Source organism: Akkermansiaceae bacterium (genome assembly GCA_024233115.1).
GTDB lineage: Bacteria > Verrucomicrobiota > Verrucomicrobiia > Verrucomicrobiales > Akkermansiaceae > Oceaniferula.
Genome location: JACKQB010000002.1, coordinates 246,029 through 264,048, shown reverse-complemented (window position 1 = coordinate 264,048; position 18,020 = coordinate 246,029). Strand labels below are relative to the sequence as shown.

The 18,020-nt window shown below is 55.4% G+C and carries 14 protein-coding genes and 1 tRNA gene; 8 read left to right on the top strand and 7 right to left on the bottom strand.

What is annotated here, in order from left to right:
* Positions 1 to 144: 144 nt before the first annotated feature.
* The gene (locus tag H7A51_05260; protein ID MCP5535629.1) at positions 145 to 639 is read right to left on the bottom strand and encodes a hypothetical protein; all 495 of its coding nucleotides are present in this window, start codon (positions 637 to 639) and stop codon (positions 145 to 147) included.
* 87 nt (positions 640 to 726) lie between these two features.
* On the opposite strand from H7A51_05260, the gene H7A51_05255 reads away from it, so the two are divergent.
* Positions 727 to 1,092, top strand: a complete 366-nt coding sequence (locus tag H7A51_05255; GenBank protein MCP5535628.1) for a hypothetical protein — start codon at positions 727 to 729, stop codon at positions 1,090 to 1,092.
* Positions 1,093 to 1,106: 14 nt separating this feature from the next.
* Here the strand turns inward: H7A51_05255 and H7A51_05250 are convergent, their stop codons facing one another.
* A complete protein-coding gene (locus tag H7A51_05250) occupies positions 1,107 to 2,372 on the bottom strand; it encodes a hypothetical protein (protein ID MCP5535627.1) in 1,266 nt (421 codons plus the stop codon).
* Positions 2,373 to 2,588: 216 nt separating this feature from the next.
* Between H7A51_05250 and H7A51_05245 the strand changes: the two genes are divergently transcribed.
* Complete coding sequence (locus H7A51_05245) at positions 2,589 to 3,011, top strand: YlbF family regulator (protein ID MCP5535626.1); 423 nt, start codon at positions 2,589 to 2,591, stop codon at positions 3,009 to 3,011.
* A gap of 74 nt (positions 3,012 to 3,085) precedes the next feature.
* Complete coding sequence (locus tag H7A51_05240; GenBank protein MCP5535625.1) at positions 3,086 to 4,693, top strand: hypothetical protein; 1,608 nt, start codon at positions 3,086 to 3,088, stop codon at positions 4,691 to 4,693.
* 41 nt (positions 4,694 to 4,734) lie between these two features.
* On the opposite strand, the gene metF is transcribed toward H7A51_05240, so the two are convergent.
* Entirely contained in the window at positions 4,735 to 5,628 is an 894-nt protein-coding gene (gene metF / locus H7A51_05235) for a methylenetetrahydrofolate reductase [NAD(P)H] (GenBank protein ID MCP5535624.1), read from the bottom strand.
* Between the two features lie 300 nt (positions 5,629 to 5,928).
* Between metF and H7A51_05230 the strand changes: the two genes are divergently transcribed.
* The 3 genes from H7A51_05230 to H7A51_05220 are packed head-to-tail and all read left to right on the top strand — an operon-like array spanning position 5,929 to position 9,857.
* Positions 5,929 to 6,888 carry an EF-hand domain-containing protein gene (locus tag H7A51_05230; protein MCP5535623.1) on the top strand — a complete coding sequence of 320 codons (960 nt, stop codon included), beginning with the start codon at positions 5,929 to 5,931 and terminating at the stop codon, positions 6,886 to 6,888.
* 50 nt (positions 6,889 to 6,938) lie between these two features.
* Positions 6,939 to 8,615, top strand: a complete 1,677-nt coding sequence (locus tag H7A51_05225) for a LysM peptidoglycan-binding domain-containing protein (protein MCP5535622.1) — start codon at positions 6,939 to 6,941, stop codon at positions 8,613 to 8,615.
* 6 nt (positions 8,616 to 8,621) lie between these two features.
* Positions 8,622 to 9,857 carry a hypothetical protein gene (locus tag H7A51_05220; protein MCP5535621.1) on the top strand — a complete coding sequence of 412 codons (1,236 nt, stop codon included), beginning with the start codon at positions 8,622 to 8,624 and terminating at the stop codon, positions 9,855 to 9,857.
* Here H7A51_05220 and aroE read toward each other — a convergent pair.
* Together aroE and H7A51_05210 are read right to left on the bottom strand one after the other, a co-directional pair.
* The gene (gene aroE / locus H7A51_05215; GenBank protein ID MCP5535620.1) at positions 9,840 to 10,766 is read right to left on the bottom strand and encodes a shikimate dehydrogenase; all 927 of its coding nucleotides are present in this window, start codon (positions 10,764 to 10,766) and stop codon (positions 9,840 to 9,842) included. The two genes, H7A51_05220 and aroE, sit on opposite strands and share 18 nt — an antisense overlap.
* Before the next feature lie 8 nt (positions 10,767 to 10,774).
* Entirely contained in the window at positions 10,775 to 12,085 is a 1,311-nt protein-coding gene (locus H7A51_05210) for a glutamate--tRNA ligase (GenBank protein MCP5535619.1), read from the bottom strand.
* A gap of 148 nt (positions 12,086 to 12,233) precedes the next feature.
* Between H7A51_05210 and H7A51_05205 the strand changes: the two genes are divergently transcribed.
* Together H7A51_05205 and H7A51_05200 are read left to right on the top strand one after the other, a co-directional pair.
* Positions 12,234 to 14,183 carry a hypothetical protein gene (locus tag H7A51_05205; GenBank protein ID MCP5535618.1) on the top strand — a complete coding sequence of 650 codons (1,950 nt, stop codon included), beginning with the start codon at positions 12,234 to 12,236 and terminating at the stop codon, positions 14,181 to 14,183.
* A 113-nt stretch (positions 14,184 to 14,296) separates the two neighbouring features.
* On the top strand, positions 14,297 to 15,619 hold the full coding sequence (locus H7A51_05200; GenBank protein MCP5535617.1) for a dicarboxylate/amino acid:cation symporter: 1,323 nt from the start codon (positions 14,297 to 14,299) through the stop codon (positions 15,617 to 15,619).
* 95 nt (positions 15,620 to 15,714) lie between these two features.
* On the opposite strand, the gene H7A51_05195 is transcribed toward H7A51_05200, so the two are convergent.
* Together H7A51_05195 and ppk1 are read right to left on the bottom strand one after the other, a co-directional pair.
* A tRNA-Val gene (locus H7A51_05195) sits at positions 15,715 to 15,790 on the bottom strand.
* Between the two features lie 94 nt (positions 15,791 to 15,884).
* Positions 15,885 to 17,990: a polyphosphate kinase 1 gene (gene ppk1, locus H7A51_05190; GenBank protein MCP5535616.1), complete on the bottom strand. Its 2,106-nt coding sequence runs from the start codon at positions 17,988 to 17,990 to the stop codon at positions 15,885 to 15,887.
* Positions 17,991 to 18,020 lie beyond the last annotated feature (30 nt).

Below are 18,020 nucleotides of genomic sequence, written 5' to 3'. Positions count from 1 at the left end.
TGAATAGAGAACGGGGTGGTTCAGATGAAATAGTTATCAATAGGGAATACCCACCGGCAGGGGCAGGCGCGGGGAGCATAATGGGGAGGGATGCTTTGTCAAGAAGTCACGTGAAACCACTGGATGTATGGGATAGAGGTCATTTTACCCGTCGGTCTCCCCTTGGATGACCATGGAATCGAGTCTCCACTTGCCCGCCCCGTCTTTTCTCCAGACCAGCACAGCCTTGCAGGCCTCGCCGTGCGGTGTGCCGTCTTTTTCTGTCAAGGCTAACAGAAGACTGGCCGTTACGGATGCTTCGTCATCGCTGACCATGGTGAGTTGAAGCTGGCTGACCTTGGCGGTGGACGAGCCGCAATTGTGAACCATCATGTGATGAGCCGATTGAAGGTCATCATGGCCGAACTCGGCTTTGTAGTCCTCAACATCCACCGTGCAAGTGACCGAATCCGCGAGAAGGCTGGAAAAATCCTGGGTTTTGGAGAGTCGGGCACTTTTGCCATCGGTGCTGGCCACTGTGAGGGATTCTGCCAGCGCCTCGGTCCGGCGTTTGATGACCTCGGCATCGCTGAACCACCAGATAAGCCCACTGACAACGAGGATCATGACACCGAGTAAGATGAGGAGGGGCTTTTTCACAAGGCCATCCTGATTGCTGCGAGAACATGGTGCAAGGGTAAGATTCTGATTGGATCGGGGTAGGGGATTTGTTATGTTGCCCTAGCCATGAATAAACAACTCGGGGTATGTATCGGAGGTGCTTGTGTTGTCTCAGCGCTGGTGATCGGCGCGTGCACTCCCCGGAAGAATCATGCGGGGATGCCGTTACCTACATCGAAAATGGCGCGGGAATCAGGAAAACCCATCGATACCCTGGGTAAGGGATATTCGCTGTTCCAGCAGCATTGTGCCCAGTGCCATGAACTGGTCATCCCCAAACACATGCGTGTGCAACAATGGCATGCCGTTGCTCCGGGAATGGCGTGGAATGTCGGACTGAACAAGGAGGACGAACAGTCGGTGATCAGCTACCTGGATGCCGCGATGCAGCCCGCCAGGAAGTCGGGGGATGATGCGAAAAAGAAGCCGTAGACGGCATCTCCCGACTATCTACCGTCTTTACGTGCACGGAGAACTTTTTCCCTGACTTTCTCCGGGAGTTCGTGGTTGTTCATCCATGCTTCAGCTGACTGGGCATCGCGTTCACGCCAGTTTCTGAGGATGCGCTCGTAGTATTTTTCCTGGGAACCGGGGTTTTTGATTTCAGGGACCTGTGCCAAGGACATCTCCGGGTTTTCCCGGGCGGCGTTCCGGATGTAACTTTCGAGCACTTTTTCGTAGCCGGGTTCTTTGGCGATCGACTGAAGCCAGCTGGCAGCACGCGCGGCGTCTTCCCGGGCGTATTCACCGATGACTTCGCGGGCCGCTTGCATCCGGTTCTCACCGGTCAGGGTGTCCGTCCAAGCCACTGCGGCCCGGAGATCCTGCTCTGACCATTGCTCGGCGACCTCCCGGGTAGCTCTGGCCTTCCCCTCCGAATCAGCCAGGGTGGTGAGCCATTCGGCGGTTTTAGCCGGTTCCTGCTTGGCCAGGGCGGAGGCTAGAAATGCGGTGCTGGCGGAACGCAGACGCTCGTCGGTGATGGTATCGAGCCAGAGTGATGCCTGTTCGATGCCCTGTCGGACAATGTGGGGAATAATGGCGGCAACGGCCTCGCCCCGTTCACGGCTGTAGGGGAGTTCCTGCATGATTGCCGTTGCGCGTGCGGGGTCTTTTGCAACGACACCTCGGATGACCCCCACCAGCCAAGGGTTGGGGCCATCGCCCTGATGGTGGTTTTTTGCCCATGCCAGGGCACCTTCAGGGTCGTTGGCTGCCCAACTGGCCAGAATCGTCTGGCGTGCGTACGGGCTGCCCGTGTTATTTTCAGCATATTCGAGTGCTCCCAGAGGATCGACCTGCGCCCATGCGTGTAGCAGCATACTGTACTCGCTCATGCGCTCACGGGTCATGCCGAGCTCGCGGAAATCGGCCACCACCTGCGCAAAGTCGGCGGCACCGAGCCGACTGATGAGTTGTAACAAGTCATGGGTGCGCGCGATCGGGTCATCGGTCCTGGCGATGTCCGTGATATTCAGCTCGCGGCCACTGCCGGCGTTTGTCGTTGGCCCTCGATTGGCGGCGGACCTGCGTGTCGTTGATACGCCGTTTGCGTTTGAGCCGGACTGGCGGAACGACGGGCGGCGGTCAGCCGGATCATCAGACGGGGAACTTGCCCGGTCTGAGGAGGTGCTGAGTTTGCCGCCTATCACAAAGGCGGTAGCGAGGCTGATGATCCACAACGAGGGGATGAGAAAACGTGATGTGTTCATGGTGCGCGGAGAATATGTGTCTGTTATGGTGAATTAACCAACACCAAGCTAGTTGAAACAGTGGGTGAGTAAAGGAGATTACATGGGACGGTAATGAGTCTGGAAAATGTCCGGATTTGTTTGCATGGGAGTGCCAATATGGAGTGATGGCGCGATTTTCGTTAAAATATCGCGCTCAGAGGTTGCCAAAACCGCGTACAGGCTATAAGTGGGTGCATGAGCATGCTTGCCAATGATTCCAACGTGATGTTGAAGACGAGAGAGCTGTGTGATGCAATTGCACAGGATATTGAATTTGTGGCCCTTCAGGGACAGGTGGAACGATTCCTTGAGGATGATGCCGCCAAACTCCAGTATCAGTCCGTGCATGAGCGCGGTGAGGAGCTGCACCAGAAGCAACACGCTGGTGTTGAGCTTTCAGATACGGAGATCAAGGACTTTGAGGAAGCCCGTGATGCGCTGCTGGCCAACGAGGTCGCCAGTGAGTTCATGGAGGCCCAGCAGAGCCTGCAAACCCTGCAAAAAACAATTGGCAAATACATTGGCATGACCCTGGAGCTGGGCCGCGTGCCCCAGCCCGAAGACATGGAACAGGCCCAGGGCGGTGGTGGCTGCTGCGGCGGTGGTTGCGGTTGCTGATTTGCATCGTTTAATTCTCGATACGTCATGATTAGAGTGAACTGCTCTGCTGGAAATACTGGCGTTGATGGAATATGAACGCCCGGGAAGAAAGACGTGCTGCCTTTAACGAGCAGATGAACGAATGGGTTTCCCGTCAGGGGCTCTGGTTCCAGCTTCGTCATGCAGCCGATGGCCAGACGATCATGGCTCGTATGGCGCGGGTGGCTCTGCGTCTTGCCCTGCTGGTGGTTTTCGCGGCACTCATCTTTTGGATTTATCTGGTTAAACGGGTCGAAAGCGATGGGTTCAGAGAGAGGATCCAAACCTCGATTGAGCAGTCGCTGAAAGGAGCCGATTGTGAGCTAGGGGTTATTCGCAAGGAGAGGGATGTTGCTTCCATCTCATCCATTGAGATGAAGGGGACAGCGCGTTCCTTTTTCCATAGCCTGAAGATCCGTCAGGCGAGGCTCAACATGGAGTTGACCGACGGTCTTTTTGGGCAATGGAATGGTGGTGGTATTAGCGTTGATGTGCTGGATATGTTTGTCAAGGCAGGCGCCAGTGACAATGCTGGTGCCGCGGCCTCCTACAGTTCCCTCTTTGATGATCATGGCAGCTTCAGCTACGAATGGATTGAGGCGGATAAGGCGAATATCCGCTGGGGATACTCGGAAAACAACCGGGGTTCGATCAAAGGAAGTCACATGAGCGCGGCCCGTGAAGGTACCGGCTGGCGCATGGAGTTCAAGGGGGGGACATTCAGTCAGAATTGGATCAACGACTTGCAGATCGTTAAAATGGTTGTCATCTGTGACAAGGCAGGGGTGCATTTTAAGGAGGCCGAATTGCACAGTGGCGGCGGCACCCTGAGTTTTAAACTGAACATGGGCTCAGGAGGCCAACCCCAGGCATCAGGTATCGTGACTCTGAAATCCATGCCCGTGAAAACCTTGTTACCCACGCGCTATCATGATCTGGTTGAGGGGGTGATCTCGGGTAAAGGGACGGTTTCGGGCTCAACAAACAGTCAGGAGGGAATCGTCATGGATATTGACCTGTCGCTCGACGATGGTGATGTGATGGTCCTGCGCGACAACTTGCCGTTACTGTCGGCTTTGAGCGTGGTTGATTTATACAACAGTTACCGGAAAGTCTCATTCACCGAAGGTGGATGTCATATCAGGACAGGTGGCAACGTGCTCACGGTCACCGGGATGAATCTGCAAGCCAGCGACTTGCTGTATCTGGGAGGTGATCTTACAGTGAGACCTCCAAGCTACAAAGAGATTGCCGAAGCCCTGCACATCAAGGATGTGCAGTCAGTCAAGGATGTCATTGAGGAAAACTGGAAAATGGACGATGAGCTTCTCGAGTCTTCAGAATCCAATACCTCTGTAGCCGACGCCGCAAAGGGTGTGGGCGAGGTGGTGGAAGGTAACGCAAATGCAAAGCCGGGCTCTGCGGAAGAGGTAAAAAAAACCTCCATTCTGGCCGAGCAACGTGTGCGCCGGTTCGGCGGTGTTGTTAAAGTAGGCTTGAAGCCTGACGCCTTTGACAAGGCTCCCCGATTGAAAGAGGCGTATCCCATGGATGCTAGCACGGGACGCATTTGGGTGGACGTTCCTCTACAAGGCAGGTTGCAAACACTCACCTTGGAATTGGCGGAACGACTCTATGTATTGGGACGTAACAGGCGCTAAGCCGGTTAGGTCTCAGCCAGTGGGACAAACAGGCCCGTAGCTCACAGTCCCAGCGAGGCGTAAATCTCGCGCGTGGCCCTACTTTGGTTCAGGGTATAGAAGTGGATGCCATCGACGTCATCGTGAAGAAGTCCGGCACACTGTTCGGCTGCATGTTGGATACCCACGCGCTGAACGGCTTCCCGGTCATTTCCTGCACGATTAAGCGCCTTGATGAGTCTGGCAGGGAAGTGGGCGCCGGCGGCAAGTTCGGCCATGCGATGCAGACCCTTGGTGGAGGTGATGGGCATGATGCCGGCGATGATGGGGATATTGATTCCTGCCAGCCTGCACCGGTCACGGAAATCGAGAAAATCGTGGTTGTCGAAAAAAAGTTGCGTGCAGATGTAGTCGGCGCCCTCATCCACCTTGGCTTTCAAGTAATCCATTTCCAGTAACCGGTTAGGGGTGTCAGGGTGCCCCTCGGGAAAGGCGGCCACACCTATCCCGAATCCGCGGGGATCGGGGTGTTTTCCAGCCTCGTTGAACTGTCGGATGTGGCGCACCAGGTCGGCGGCATGTTGAAAAGCGTCCTTTGCCCGGTCGTAGCTGGGATCGTTTCCCGGCGGGTCGCCGCGCAGTGCCAGGATATTACCGATTCCTACAGAGGCATAACGCTCAAGCGTGGCCGTTATCTCCTCTTTGCCGTGTGTGACGCAGGTAAGGTGTGGAACCGGTGGAATAGGGGTTGTTTCCTTGATTTTTACGACCAGGTCGTGGGTGAGTTCACGCGTGGATCCTCCAGCACCGTAGGTGACGCTGACGAACGACGGTTTGTACTCGGCCAGCCCCTTGATGGTCTCGTAAAGAGCATCGGCCGCATCCTCACTTTTGGGAGGGAAAAATTCAAAGGAAAACGTAGGTTCGTTGGGCTTGATAATGTCACTGATATGCATCGCTGGGCGGATTTATCCATGAACGTGCCCTTAAACAATCTAAAAAAATGCATTACAGTCACAACTCGCCCGGTATCGTGGGGTTGAAGCGGTGACGACGATATTGGGCGGCAATCCATTGATCGATCCAAAGGCTACCACCGAACGCAGCTTTCCCGCTCAGGGAATGGGCTGTGGCTGACTGGGCCTACAGCAGCAGGTGGTGGTTATTTGGCTGGATCAAGTGGAGCCTCCTCGCTACGCTGTAGCACGTATTCATTGGCACATTCATTAGATTATCCCTCATTAAACACCCATTGTATGAAATCACCCATCACCCCAATTACCCGGATCTGTCTGGTAGTTATTTCATGTGTCACATCCGGCTTTGCCGATGCCGATCAAGACGGGCCTGCCAGAGCAGGTACGGGTCGTCATGGAGATGGAGCCCGCCCTGGTAGGGAACAAGCGGACAGTCGCAAGCATGGCAAGGGGACCCGTGACGGCACCAGCCTTCGGGATAAATTCAAATCATTCAAGGAAGCCGATACCAACAAAGATGGTTCGTTGTCCTTCCAGGAGTTCTCCCAGATGACCCGGTTAAAGACGCTTGAAGAGGCGAAGCGGCGCAGATTGTTTGACTATCTGGACCGGGATAAGGACGGGCAGCTACACATGCGTGAGCTGCAGCCACGCGATCATGGCTGGTTTGAAAAAATGGCCAAGGTATTTCCCCGATTGGATACAAATCACAATGGCACTCTCGACATTGCCGAGTTTGCCAGGTTTCCCGAATTCAAGGGAAAAGACCGGGGCATGGTGAAAAGATACTTTGATCACCTCGATCGCAATAAGAACGGTGAAATCGAGAGGATCGAGTTGAAAGCTGTTCCCGCGCACCGGGCCCGTCCCGATTTTGACTTTTCCAAATTTGACACCAACTCCAACGGCTCACTCGATTTCCAGGAGTATTCAAACATCCCCTGGATGGAAAAATTCCCTGAGGAGCGCCGCAAAAAACTCTTTGAACGCATCGACATCGATAAAAACGGTGAGGTGTCGCCAAAGGAAATCAGGTCCGCCCATCAAACCCGTCACCCCGCGCCCCCTCATGGTAAACCACTGAACCCTCATAGGGGCGGTCGATCTGATCAAGACAACGGAAATCCTCCGGTCAAACCGCCCGGTAGAACCTGGCGCAAGGGCCCCGAGGGCGGTCCGGACAAGAGACCATCACCCCCCACTGGAGATCGGCAGCAACCGGCACCCGTAAATGCTTGAAAGGCGAGCTTGCAAGATAGCTCAAATTGAGCTGTTTTCGTGACTCACAGATGGACAAGCATGAGGACAAAGGGGAGGTGACTCCTGACGATAAGCCGATTCACGGGCAGCAGGCCGGTAGCGCCCCCGCGGATGTGCGGGCCACGGACCGGCAGGCGTGTCAAGAGGACGAACCGGACGGCACGGCATCGGGTGCGGAAGAGCCTGCCACCGGCGCTGAAAAAGAGTCGAAAATTATCAGCAAGGGCAAGGCGTCGCTGATTATTTCCGGAGTCGAGGAGGCTCGTAGTGAAGCGGAAAAACCACAGCCCCTCGTTGTGGAACCCCGTGTGACTGTTGCCAGGGTTGATTCCCGGGACCCTGTGGATGAGGAGACCGACGAAGCCACGGAAGCCGGGGAACAAGTGCAACGACTCGAAAACTCGGTAAACCCAGGGAAAGAGCGCATCAAGGTGGACCAGGCCAAGTTTGAAAAACTTGAGCAGAGACCCGACGAGGCGGAGATCCAGGAGGAGCAGTGGGGAAGTGGTATTTCCCCGGGATGGTGGGTGGCTCTGGCCGGAGGGGGGGCGGCAGTGCTTTTGCTGGGTGGATTGGCGCTCGAGAGCTGGTTTGATGGCGATGAAGTCCAAACCGTGGTCGAGCCCCCTGCCTATGTCCCCGAGCCAGACCCTCACGAGGGAAGTCCCGAGCAATGGTTTCATCAGCGGGCCGGACGTATCAACGTCGATGCCAGAGCTGTCCTCAGTGCCTTTATGGCGGCCAAGGACGACGAAGCGCGCAGCAAGTATGTCCGTTTTCCAGAACGCTATCTACAGAGGCCCGATTCGCAGGCCGGTCAAATCAACCCGAGGCTGGAGCAAATCGACACCCAGGCGTATGATATAGCCCATACGGAAGACGTCGCTTTCCTGACCCTGGACTGTCAGGACACTGATTTCATGCCTTTCCGGGCTTACTTTACGCGTGACGGCGACCGTTTGAAAATTGACTGGGAGGCAACGGTTGCCCAATGTGATGTGAGTCTCAAAAAGATGCATTCTGATATCAAGGAACAGCAGTTGCGTATCGAGGAAATCAAAAGGAAACACCGTCTGGCGCAGGCCGACTATGCTGCGGCTGTGCGCCAGAGATCGAGGGCGATCGAGGCCAGGAGGTTACAGGACATAAGGAAAAAAGAAGCCACCACACCCAAGCTGCATGTGGTGGCCAAGGGGGAGACCATCGAGCATATTGCCAGGAAATATCAAGTCTCGGTCAAGGAGTTGATGACGGTGAACCAGTTGGCGACCGATCTGCTGCAAATCAGCCAAACTCTTAAAATACCAGGACTGAGCGCGCCCCCGGCCGAGGAGGATATTGTCGTGCCTCCCGAACCCAAACCCGTAGCCGCAGCTGTTTTGCCTGCGGAATTATATACCGAGCCCATGCTCGTGCGCTGTATGGTTCGCCGACGCGATGAGTTTTATGCAGGACCGTATAACGACAAGCTGCATTCCGCGTTCATGATAATTTCTGCGGACCGGGTCCAGTCGATGTGGGCCTATACCAAGCGGGATTCCCCGCTGGATCTTGAATTGAGAAGGCTTTTGGACCATGGACGCTTCGTCGTGGATCTTAAAAAAGACCTCCGGGTCACGCTGCGTGTGAGGCGAGCCCAAAAAGATGCCTTGCCATCTCAGCTGGAATTGGTGGAATTGATCCACCCGGAGTGGGTAACACCCTAACACATAATGACCACACTAGAAAAAGGACACTACCACTGCATTGAATGTGGATCGCTTTTCGAGGCTGCCATCAAGGATGTAAGAGATCAGCGTTGCCCTGTGTGTGGCAACCCCCCCACTGGTAAAATTCTGGCTGGAACAGAACGCGATAAAGAACTGGCCTCCGTGATCCGCTCAGGTGACCCCAAGGCACAGCCGGCCAGGGAGCTTCACGGTGTGAACCAAGACTCGCAGAGCATCTTGGAGGCCACACTTGAGGCTGAGAAAAACAAACGCCGCGGCCGGGTCAAGCGAACGAAACGCCGGGAAAAGAAAAGCAAAAAAATCCTGGTCATGATCGGTGTGTGGATCGCGGTGATGATCGCCGTCGTTTTCCTGATGCAATACCTGAACCCGGAAGAGGATGACATCACCTCGACGGTGGAAGTGGATGCAAAACGCGAATGGATCATGGCTCAAGCCGAGGCCAAGAAAAAGAGAATGGTGGTCGAGGCCGCCGCACCTGAGTGCGAGAAAGCCATGACCGCATTTTTGAATGCTTCATCAGCTGCGGGTAAAGCCCAGTATGTCTACCAGGGAATCACACTTTCTGGAGTCATGAACCGATACTATCAGAACAACCCCAGCTTTTCCTCAACGCGCAGCAAGATCAGGATCATACGCGGTGAGCTGCTCGATATTCCCAACGTCAGAGCGATTGGCACAGTCTGTCAGAACAGTCTGGGCGAACGCTTCGAAGCGATCTTTGTCCACGAAAACAAAGAGTGGAGAATCGATTGGCGATCCCTTGTTAGGTATGATGCAAAGGTTTGGTCGCTTTTCCCGTCAGGCGTCGATGGCGATGAGGCTGTATTCCGGCTCTACATGCGGGTGCGGGATACCGACCAGGATTTGGCGCGTCAGGACATGAGTGTCGTTTTCTACAAACCTGGAATGTATACGAAAAACGAGTTTAGCGGCCTTGCTTCCAATAGTGTCAGGGTGGCTATCGATAGCCGTGAAGGCAAAGCCCTGATGAAGATGCTTGATTCCGAAGAAAACCTGGAAAAGGACGCCTATGGGTTTACAATCGGTGATCTGGACCCGCTCGGGTATCACCGCGTCAGGGTGCGTATGCGCCTTCACAAGGAGGAAGGTAAGGAGACGCAACTGGAACTGGTGGAAATTCTAGCAAACCACTGGTATGGCGAGGAGTTGATCGGGGAGGCCGACCATTCAGGCGGCTCAGAGGGTGGAGAGTAGTCCCTTTCTCATCTGTTCCAGCGGCGAGGGGCCTGTGAACCAGCAATTGTAAGCCAGCACTCCCTGGTGTAAAAGCATGGAGGCACCGTTGGCCGTACGCGCGCCCATGGACTTGGCATGGCTGATCATCGCGGTGTTCGCCGGGTTATAGATCATGTCGTAGACCAGGTGATGTGGTTGGATACAGTCGGCAGGGAGGGGCATGGAATCGGTGGCTCGTAATCCAAGGGAAGTGGCATTGATGATCAGGTCGGCATGTCCAGCGGCCTCTATCAGGTCCGGATCATCCGGTGTCATGGCAGTCAGCCTCTCACCTGGAACCGCAAGATGCTTTGGGTTTTTACCGTAGGATTGGAGTTCGCGCATTAGCGCCTCGGCCTTGGCCAATGTCCTGTTGACCAGCCAGAGTTGATCGCAGCCGATACGGGCACACTGGATGGCGATGGCTCTACCAGCCCCACCGCCGACCCCGACGATCATCACTTTGAGATCCGCAAGGTCGATGCCAAAGTCAGCGCGGATAGCCCGGACAAGTCCGGGCGCATCCGTGTTGTGCCCCAGTGTCTGTTCACCAAAAATGAGGGTGTTCACCGCACCTAGTGCCCGCGCGTCATCACTGAGTTCATCACAGCAATCGATCACTTCGAATTTATGCGGCACGGTGACGTTGCAGCCGATGAATTCCAGCTCTTGCATGCGGGCCACGGCCTCGGCAACCCGGCCTGGTGCAAGCTCCAGCCGGATGTATCGAAGGTTCCGCTCCTGCGCGTCCAGGGCCGCCTGGTGCATGGCGGGTGATGCGGAGTGACGAACGGGATAGCCGATGACCGCCAGACGGGCCGGCTTGTCTGTCCCGGCATCCAGTATGTCCCTGCTTGCCAGGTCTTCGATCTGATAAACTTCCTTCATCGGGGGGATTAGAGTTGGCTGATGGTATGTTGGATTCTGCGGATGCTCTCATCCTTTCCCAGGATATCGAGTATGGCCCCCAGATCGGGACCTCCCGACTGGCCACTGAGCGCGACACGGGTAGGGAACATCAGTTGGCCCGGCTTTGCGCCGTTTTCCTTGGCGGTGGTGGCTATCGTTTCTTTTGCCATACTCCAGTCATCGACGCATTCGAATGCCTGCGCAAGTTTTTCCAACAAACCTTTGGCCTCCACGTTGTTGCGTATTTTAGTGAGGCTTTCTGGATCATATTCCAATGCATCCTGCAGGAGAAAAGCAATTGCCGCAGGCACCTCGGTGAGCCGCTTCACCTTTTCCTGCACAGACGAGGCGATTGCAGTGTAGTTCGGCGGCAGGTTATAACCAGCGGCCACTACATAGGGAGCCGCCATGGCGGCGAACGCGTCGTCAGCTAGTTGCATCAGATGTTGCTGGTTGATCCAGGCGCACTTTTCAGCATCAAACTTGGCGGGTGAGCGGTTAACACCATCCAGACTAAAGCGCTCGATGATTTCATGCATGGGCATTACCTCGGACTCGTCCTTGGGCGACCATCCCAGCAGGCTCAGGAAATTGAACACGGCTTCGGGGAGGTATCCCTCATTGGCGTATTCTCCGACCGCTGCTCCGGTATCCCGTTTGCTCATCTTGGAGCCATCCATGTTCAGGATCAGTGGAATGTGTCCATACTGGGGGGGCTCCACACCGAAGGCTTCAAAGAGTTGGAGGTGCTTTGGGGTGTTCATCAAATGATCCTCGCCACGTAGAACGTGACTGATCTTCATTTCCAGATCATCCACAACATTGACGAAGTGGAACACGTAAGAGCCATCGGAACGCTTCACCACCATGTCCGGGGTGTTAGAGTCATCACGGTAATCGATAGTGACTTCCCCACAGATCAGATCCTGCATGGTGACCGGTTTTCGGGCGAAACGGAACCGCCATGCGCCGTCGTCTTCATACACACGGTCATCAGCGCGAAGTTTTTCAAACCATTGGTCGTAGAACGCATTGCGCTGGCTTTGGTAATACGGGCCATAATCACCGAGAGAACCGCCATCAGACTGCGGGCCCTCGTCCCAGTCGAGGCCCAGCCATGACAAGCCGTCGAAAATCGCTTTGCGTGCTTCTTCCGTGTTGCGTGCCTCGTCCGTATCTTCCACACGGAGGATAAACGAGCCGCCGTGTTTGCGGGCCAATAGCCAGTTAAAGAGAGCCGTCCGGGCACCTCCGACGTGAAGGTAACCGGTGGGAGATGGAGCAAAGCGTGTGCGCATGGCCGGGTGGTTCAAAGATTCGTTCACGTGCGCGGTGTAGCGTGGCAACTCCAGGAGCGCAAGCATGGAGCGTCTGGCATGCTATTTTAATATCATTTAGGAAATGTGAAAAACTCACAGGCTGGCTGTCGTAGCTGTTTACACGACAATGCACCCTATCAGAATTCATTGGAAAAACTTACTCCTGCCCGCCGGCATGGTGATGGTTTCAATATGGACCATGTACTTGGGGGCTGTTGCGTTGTTTAACCCGACGGAGGTGACGCCGGAAGATGGCGACACAAGGTCCGCCCAACGCAGTGACTTGAGTGATCAAGGTGAAAAATTGTCACTCAGCCTGCCAACCAGGGATGGCGCTGAAGGTTCCACTGGGACAGAACGGTTAGATAGTGGAAGTTGTGAAAACAGTCATACCCATGGTGGTTCTGGGCAGAAGGGCAACAAGATCCCCAAACCCAGGTTGGCGGCAGTATCAGCAAAAGACCAAAATCCTGCCAAGCCGGCGCTTGGGCCAGCCAACTCCGGCAATATCCCCCTGAAACGATCAGTGAACCCGAGCGGTGCTGATGCGACAACGATCCTTCGTGCAACGATCATCGATAAAGCCGTAGCCTTGGCCCTGAATACAGACAAGCCATGGCGCAACCTGATCGCCGTCGCCATGGAACAGTATCGGAGAGGCGAAAAAGAGGATGCTCGTGCGATTTTACGCATGGCCGAAAAAATGGCGGCTGATCCGGACGACCCATTGGATTCATCGATGGCTGTTAGGGATGTGGTCAAGGCGATGCTCGCACAGCATCAGACGGACGATGCGATCCAGGCCCTGCAAAACATCCAAAATACGCGTGAACGTGAACGTGCTGTCGCTGAAGTAGCCGCTTGGTCTGCCCGCATCGGGAATGTGGCTCTGGCTCGTAGTCTTCTAATACGCATTGTCAACGCCAGCGAGCGTGATGTGGCGCTGGTATCCATCGCCGAAAGCGAGGCTTCCTATGAGGGGGTGGCCACCGCACTGCAAACGGTCGGTTTGATCACGGATGCCGGTAAAAAAGACGAGGCCTATCGCCGCATCGCCATGAAGCGAGGGGAGGTGAATGACTTTTCTGCTGCCAATCAGGCCGTCCAGCTCATCCGGAATGATCAAATCAAAAACGCGGCACTGGCATCGTTGGCCCGGTTGCGCGCGAAATCAGGTGACGTCTCAGGAAGTTTGCTGACACTGCGGAACGTAAACGACCAGGTGCTGGCTGACACCTCCCTGCGTGAGCTGGCATCCGAGTTGGCCCGCTTAGGCAAATTCTCTACCAGTGCCTACGTCACCACGCGTATTCTCAACGAACAGGAACGCTCGTGCGCCCTCGAAAACTTATCCATCGAGCAGGCCAGGTCCGGCGACTTGAGTGGCTCGCTGGTCAGGACCAGCGCTATCCCGATCCACTCGGTTCGCGAGAGGGCGTTATCTTCTGTATCGAGTGTCACCGCCGGCCAGGGGAGTCCTGCGCGGGCGCGTAACGTAGCCATTCGAATCGATTCAAATAGGGAGCGTGACCGTGCCTACCGGGCCATTGCCCAGGCCGCCGCGGCTGATGGCGACCACGTAACGGCATACAATACCTTGCAGGATATCAACCTTCCCGATGAAAAAGCGCTGGCATTGGTGTCGATGGCCCGGACTCGGCAGCAGCAGGGTGACAAGCGGCAGGCGCTCGCCATGCTGGAGGATGCTAACAGGGAAACGGTCAACATCCAGTCAGCCACCATGGTCGACCGCATCAAGTCGGGTATAGCGGTTGCTTATGCCGAACGACAAGAGTCAGCCCACTCGCTGCACGTTGCGGACAATATCAGTGATCTTCGTTGCCGTGATAATACCTACAGTTCTTTAGCCAGGGCCTTGGCAGGAAGTGATATCCAGGCAGCCCAGCTATCGGTGCAGTCGATAGCATCCGAACAAGTCAGGATGAGTGCTGAGGACGTGGTCGCTCGCACCCTGGCCAAAGATGTCAAACCCCAGGAGGCGCTGGATAATGTGGGGGCATTGAATTCCGGTCGCCAGCAAATCGTCTTCCTGCTTGAGGTCTCCCGTAAAACCTAGAAGGGAGCGTGGGGCCTGCCCGCATTTTCCCCAGGTCATGTGACGATCATGGGAGGGAAGAAAAGGTCGATTCTAAGTTTTCCTTTTGGCGTGATGTCCCTACGATGTCCGCCATGAAGAAAATCGCTCCACACTGGCAGATCCTCCTGGCTCTCGTCCTGGCCACTGGCACAGCCATTGTCTTCCGGAATATTTGCCGCTCGGTCTCCGGGGATTCCCAGGCATTTTACTTTATACACAATGCCATTGCTGTCAGCGACTTTGTCGGCAAGCTGTTTATCCAGGCGTTGAAAATGGTCATCGTGCCCCTCGTTGCCAGCTCGATTATTGCAGGTATAGCCGGCCTGGGAGGGGTGAAGGGGTTTGGTAGGCTCGGGATGAAAACACTTGGATTCTACCTTGGGACCAGTCTCGCTGCGGTGCTTGTTGGCCTGCTGCTCGTCAATACGATCCAGCCAGGATTGGAAAACGGAAAAGCCAACCCTGAAATCCGCGCGGCACTCCAACAGAAGGCGGAGGGGGCCACCCAGGAAGAGAAGGAGAAGGTCGCCATGGCCAGCCAGAAAAAACCCGGTGACTTCGCTGACTTGTTCAAGAAAATGATCCCCCCGAATATTTTAAAATCGGCCACGGACAATGGGCAGTTGTTAGGGTTGATCTTCTTTGCCATCCTTTTTGCGATTGCGATGGCACAACTGCCGGTCGACAACATGAGGCCACTGCTCGGCGGTATCAAGGCTCTCAATGACGTCATGATCAAGGTGACCCAGTGGATTATGCTGTTTGCTCCACTTGGGGTATTTGGATTGCTTTTACCGACCGTGTTTCAGAGTGGCCCGGAGCTGTTTATAAGCCTTGGAAAGTATTTTTTCACGGTTCTGTTAGCCCTTTCAATGCATCTCTTCATCATCATGCCGCTGGTATTGCGCTACATCGCGGGAGTCAATCCATGGGCCCATTTCCGTGCCATGCAGATGGCGATGCTGACGGCTTTTTCCACGGCATCATCATCGGCCACCCTACCTGAAACGATGTACTGCGTGCAGAAAAATTCGGGGGTTTCTAAAAAGGTATCAAGTTTCACACTGCCACTGGGTGCTACAGTCAATATGGATGGCACGGCTCTTTACGAGTGTGTGGCGGTCATCTTTGTCGCCCAGGTCATGGGGATCGAGCTGGGTTTGGGGGCGCAGTTTATCGTCGTGATTACCGCTCTGCTCACCAGTGTCGGAGTGGCCGGTATCCCGTCGGCCAGCCTGGTCGCCATTCTGTTGATTCTCAAGAGCTCCAATATTCCCAACGCAGAGATGGCCGTGGTGGCGCTTTTATCAGTCGACCGTCTATTGGATATGAGTCGGACCGCAGTGAATGTCTTTGGCGACTCCTGCGCTGCGGTGTGTGTTGCAAAATCGGAAGGGGAGGAGCTCACCATCTGAGTTAGGATGAGTGAGATGATTTCGCACTCCCGCTTTGAGTCCCTGCTAGCCCATCGCCCAGTGCAACAGGGAGATAATCTGAGCCTAATTAAAAATGGTGCAGGAAGAGGGACTTGAACCCCCGACCGCCTCGGTGTAAACGAGATGCTCTACCAACTGAGCTATTCCTGCACATGGTGGACGAAATGGGCCACCTGTCTTGGGAGACGCGCGTTGTTTGGCTGAAAACAGCGGATGTTGCAATCACTTTTTTCAGGAAGATCCATTATTCCGTAGGTGTATGCGGCTCAAAGGTCGTGGTGCGCTCGTGGGCGCGGGCTTTGGCCGCCTTGCGCGCCTGCTGCTGGAGTTGTTCCTGCATACGGAAACGTTTCTGGCCTTTTTCCCGGACAATGCGGCGTGAGGTGCCGTCGTCGAGGATTTCAAAGCCGTTTTTGTTGTCTTTGAACGCCGCTTCGAGAATCTCCTGGAGGCGTTTGCTGCAGGCCTTCTCCTCGATGGGGATCATCAGCTCGACCCGCTTGTCGAGATTGCGCGTCATCCAGTCGGCCGACGCAATGAAAAGCAGCGGGTCACCGCCGTGGTGGAAGGAAAAGATGCGGGCGTGTTCAAGGAAGCGGTCGATGACCGACACCACACGGATGTTTTGGGCCTCCTTGCGCTTGCCGGTTTTCAGGCAGCAGATGCCACGGACATTGAGCCTGATTTTCACTCCGTCCTTGGAGGCTTGGTAGAGGGCTCTGATGATATCCTCGTCTTGCAATGAGTTTACTTTGGCTGTGATGGAGGCGGGCTCGCCGTTTTTTGCACGTTTGGCCTCAGCGGAGATCAGTTCTAACAACCTTGGCTTCATGTGCGTTGGCGCAGGGACTAATTTGCGGAAGCGGGTGAGCTTGGAGCGACCGGTAACCGCATTGAAAAACAGCGAGGCGTCCGCACCATAGGCGGGTCGTGCTGTGAGGTAAGAGATGTCTGTGTAGAGACGGGCCGTGGATTCGTTATAGTTGCCTGTGCCGAGGTGGACGTAGCGTTTGAGTTGGCCGTCCTCGTTGCGGATAACCAGGCAGATCTTGGCATGGGTCTTGAGGCCTTTGACGCCGTAGACGATCTGGACGCCGGCCCGTTGCAGCTCATCGGCGCGCATCAGGTTGCGGGCTTCATCGAAACGGGCTTTGAGTTCGATAAGAACTGTGACTTGTTTGCCATTATGCGCGGCTTTGATCAGGGCATCGATAATGCGGGAGTCGGATGCCGTGCGGTAGAGGACCTGTTTGATGGCGATGGTGTAGGGATCGCTGGCGGCTTCCTCCACAAAACGCAGCACCGGCTCGAAACTCTCGTAGGGGTGATTGAGTAAAACATCACGCTCGGCGAGGGTATCGAAAATGGACTCGCCTGGCTCGAAGTCTGGCGATGGCTGGGGTTCCCACGGTTCATCGCGGAGGTGGTCATAGCCGGAGGCGAAGGCGAGCCCCATGAAATCGGAGAGGGCCAGCGGGCCATCAGCGGCATAGGTTTCCTGGGGACCCGCCCCAACGGCTTCGCGGACGATGCGTTTCAGTCGAGCCGGTGCTTTGGTCGGGTGCTCCAGCCTGACGGTGTTGCTCGTTTTGCGTGCTGCGAGGACTTCCTCCATTTCACCAGCGAGGTCGATCGCATCTTCCTCCTGCACGGCGATGTCACCATTGCGGGTGATACGGAACGGCATGGTCGCGGTGAGCCGTTCGTCGGGAAAGAGCTCGCCGGCGAAGATGGCGATGATTTCCTCGACCGGGATCAGGTGCTCGCTTGAAGATTTTGACGATGATTCGGAGCCGGGAATATGCACAAAGCGTGAAATCCCTTCGGGCACGGGGATAAAGACGATGCGTTTGGATTTATCCTCCTCATTTTCCAGCTCGCAGGAGAGGATGATGCGCATGGCGGGAAGTGATGGACGTGTGGCAGCGGGGTCGTATGCCAGGGGGGTCAGCAATGGGAAAATGGAATCCTCAAAGCGGCCTGATAGAATTTCGTGTTGCACCGGCGTGATGACCTTGCCGTTGGTGAGCAGCATCCCGTGGCTGGCCATTGCCGGTAGAAGCTCACTGTTGAGCAGTGTGTACTGATCCTTGATCATGACTTTGGCACGTGTGCGGATCGCCATGAGCTGCTGGGAGGGCATGAGTCCGGTGATATCACGCTTTTTCGAGCCGGAAGTGCACATCAAGTGAAGGCCGCCGACGCGCACTTGGAAAAACTCGTCCATGTTGGATGCTGTGATAGCAAGGAACTTGAGGCGTTCCAAGAGCGGGAGTTCCTTGCGGAGAGCTTCGTCGAGCACTCGTTGATTGAACTCTAACCAGGATAATTCGCGATTGATGAAGGACATTGTTAGATGGATGATTGGAGGAATGGACGA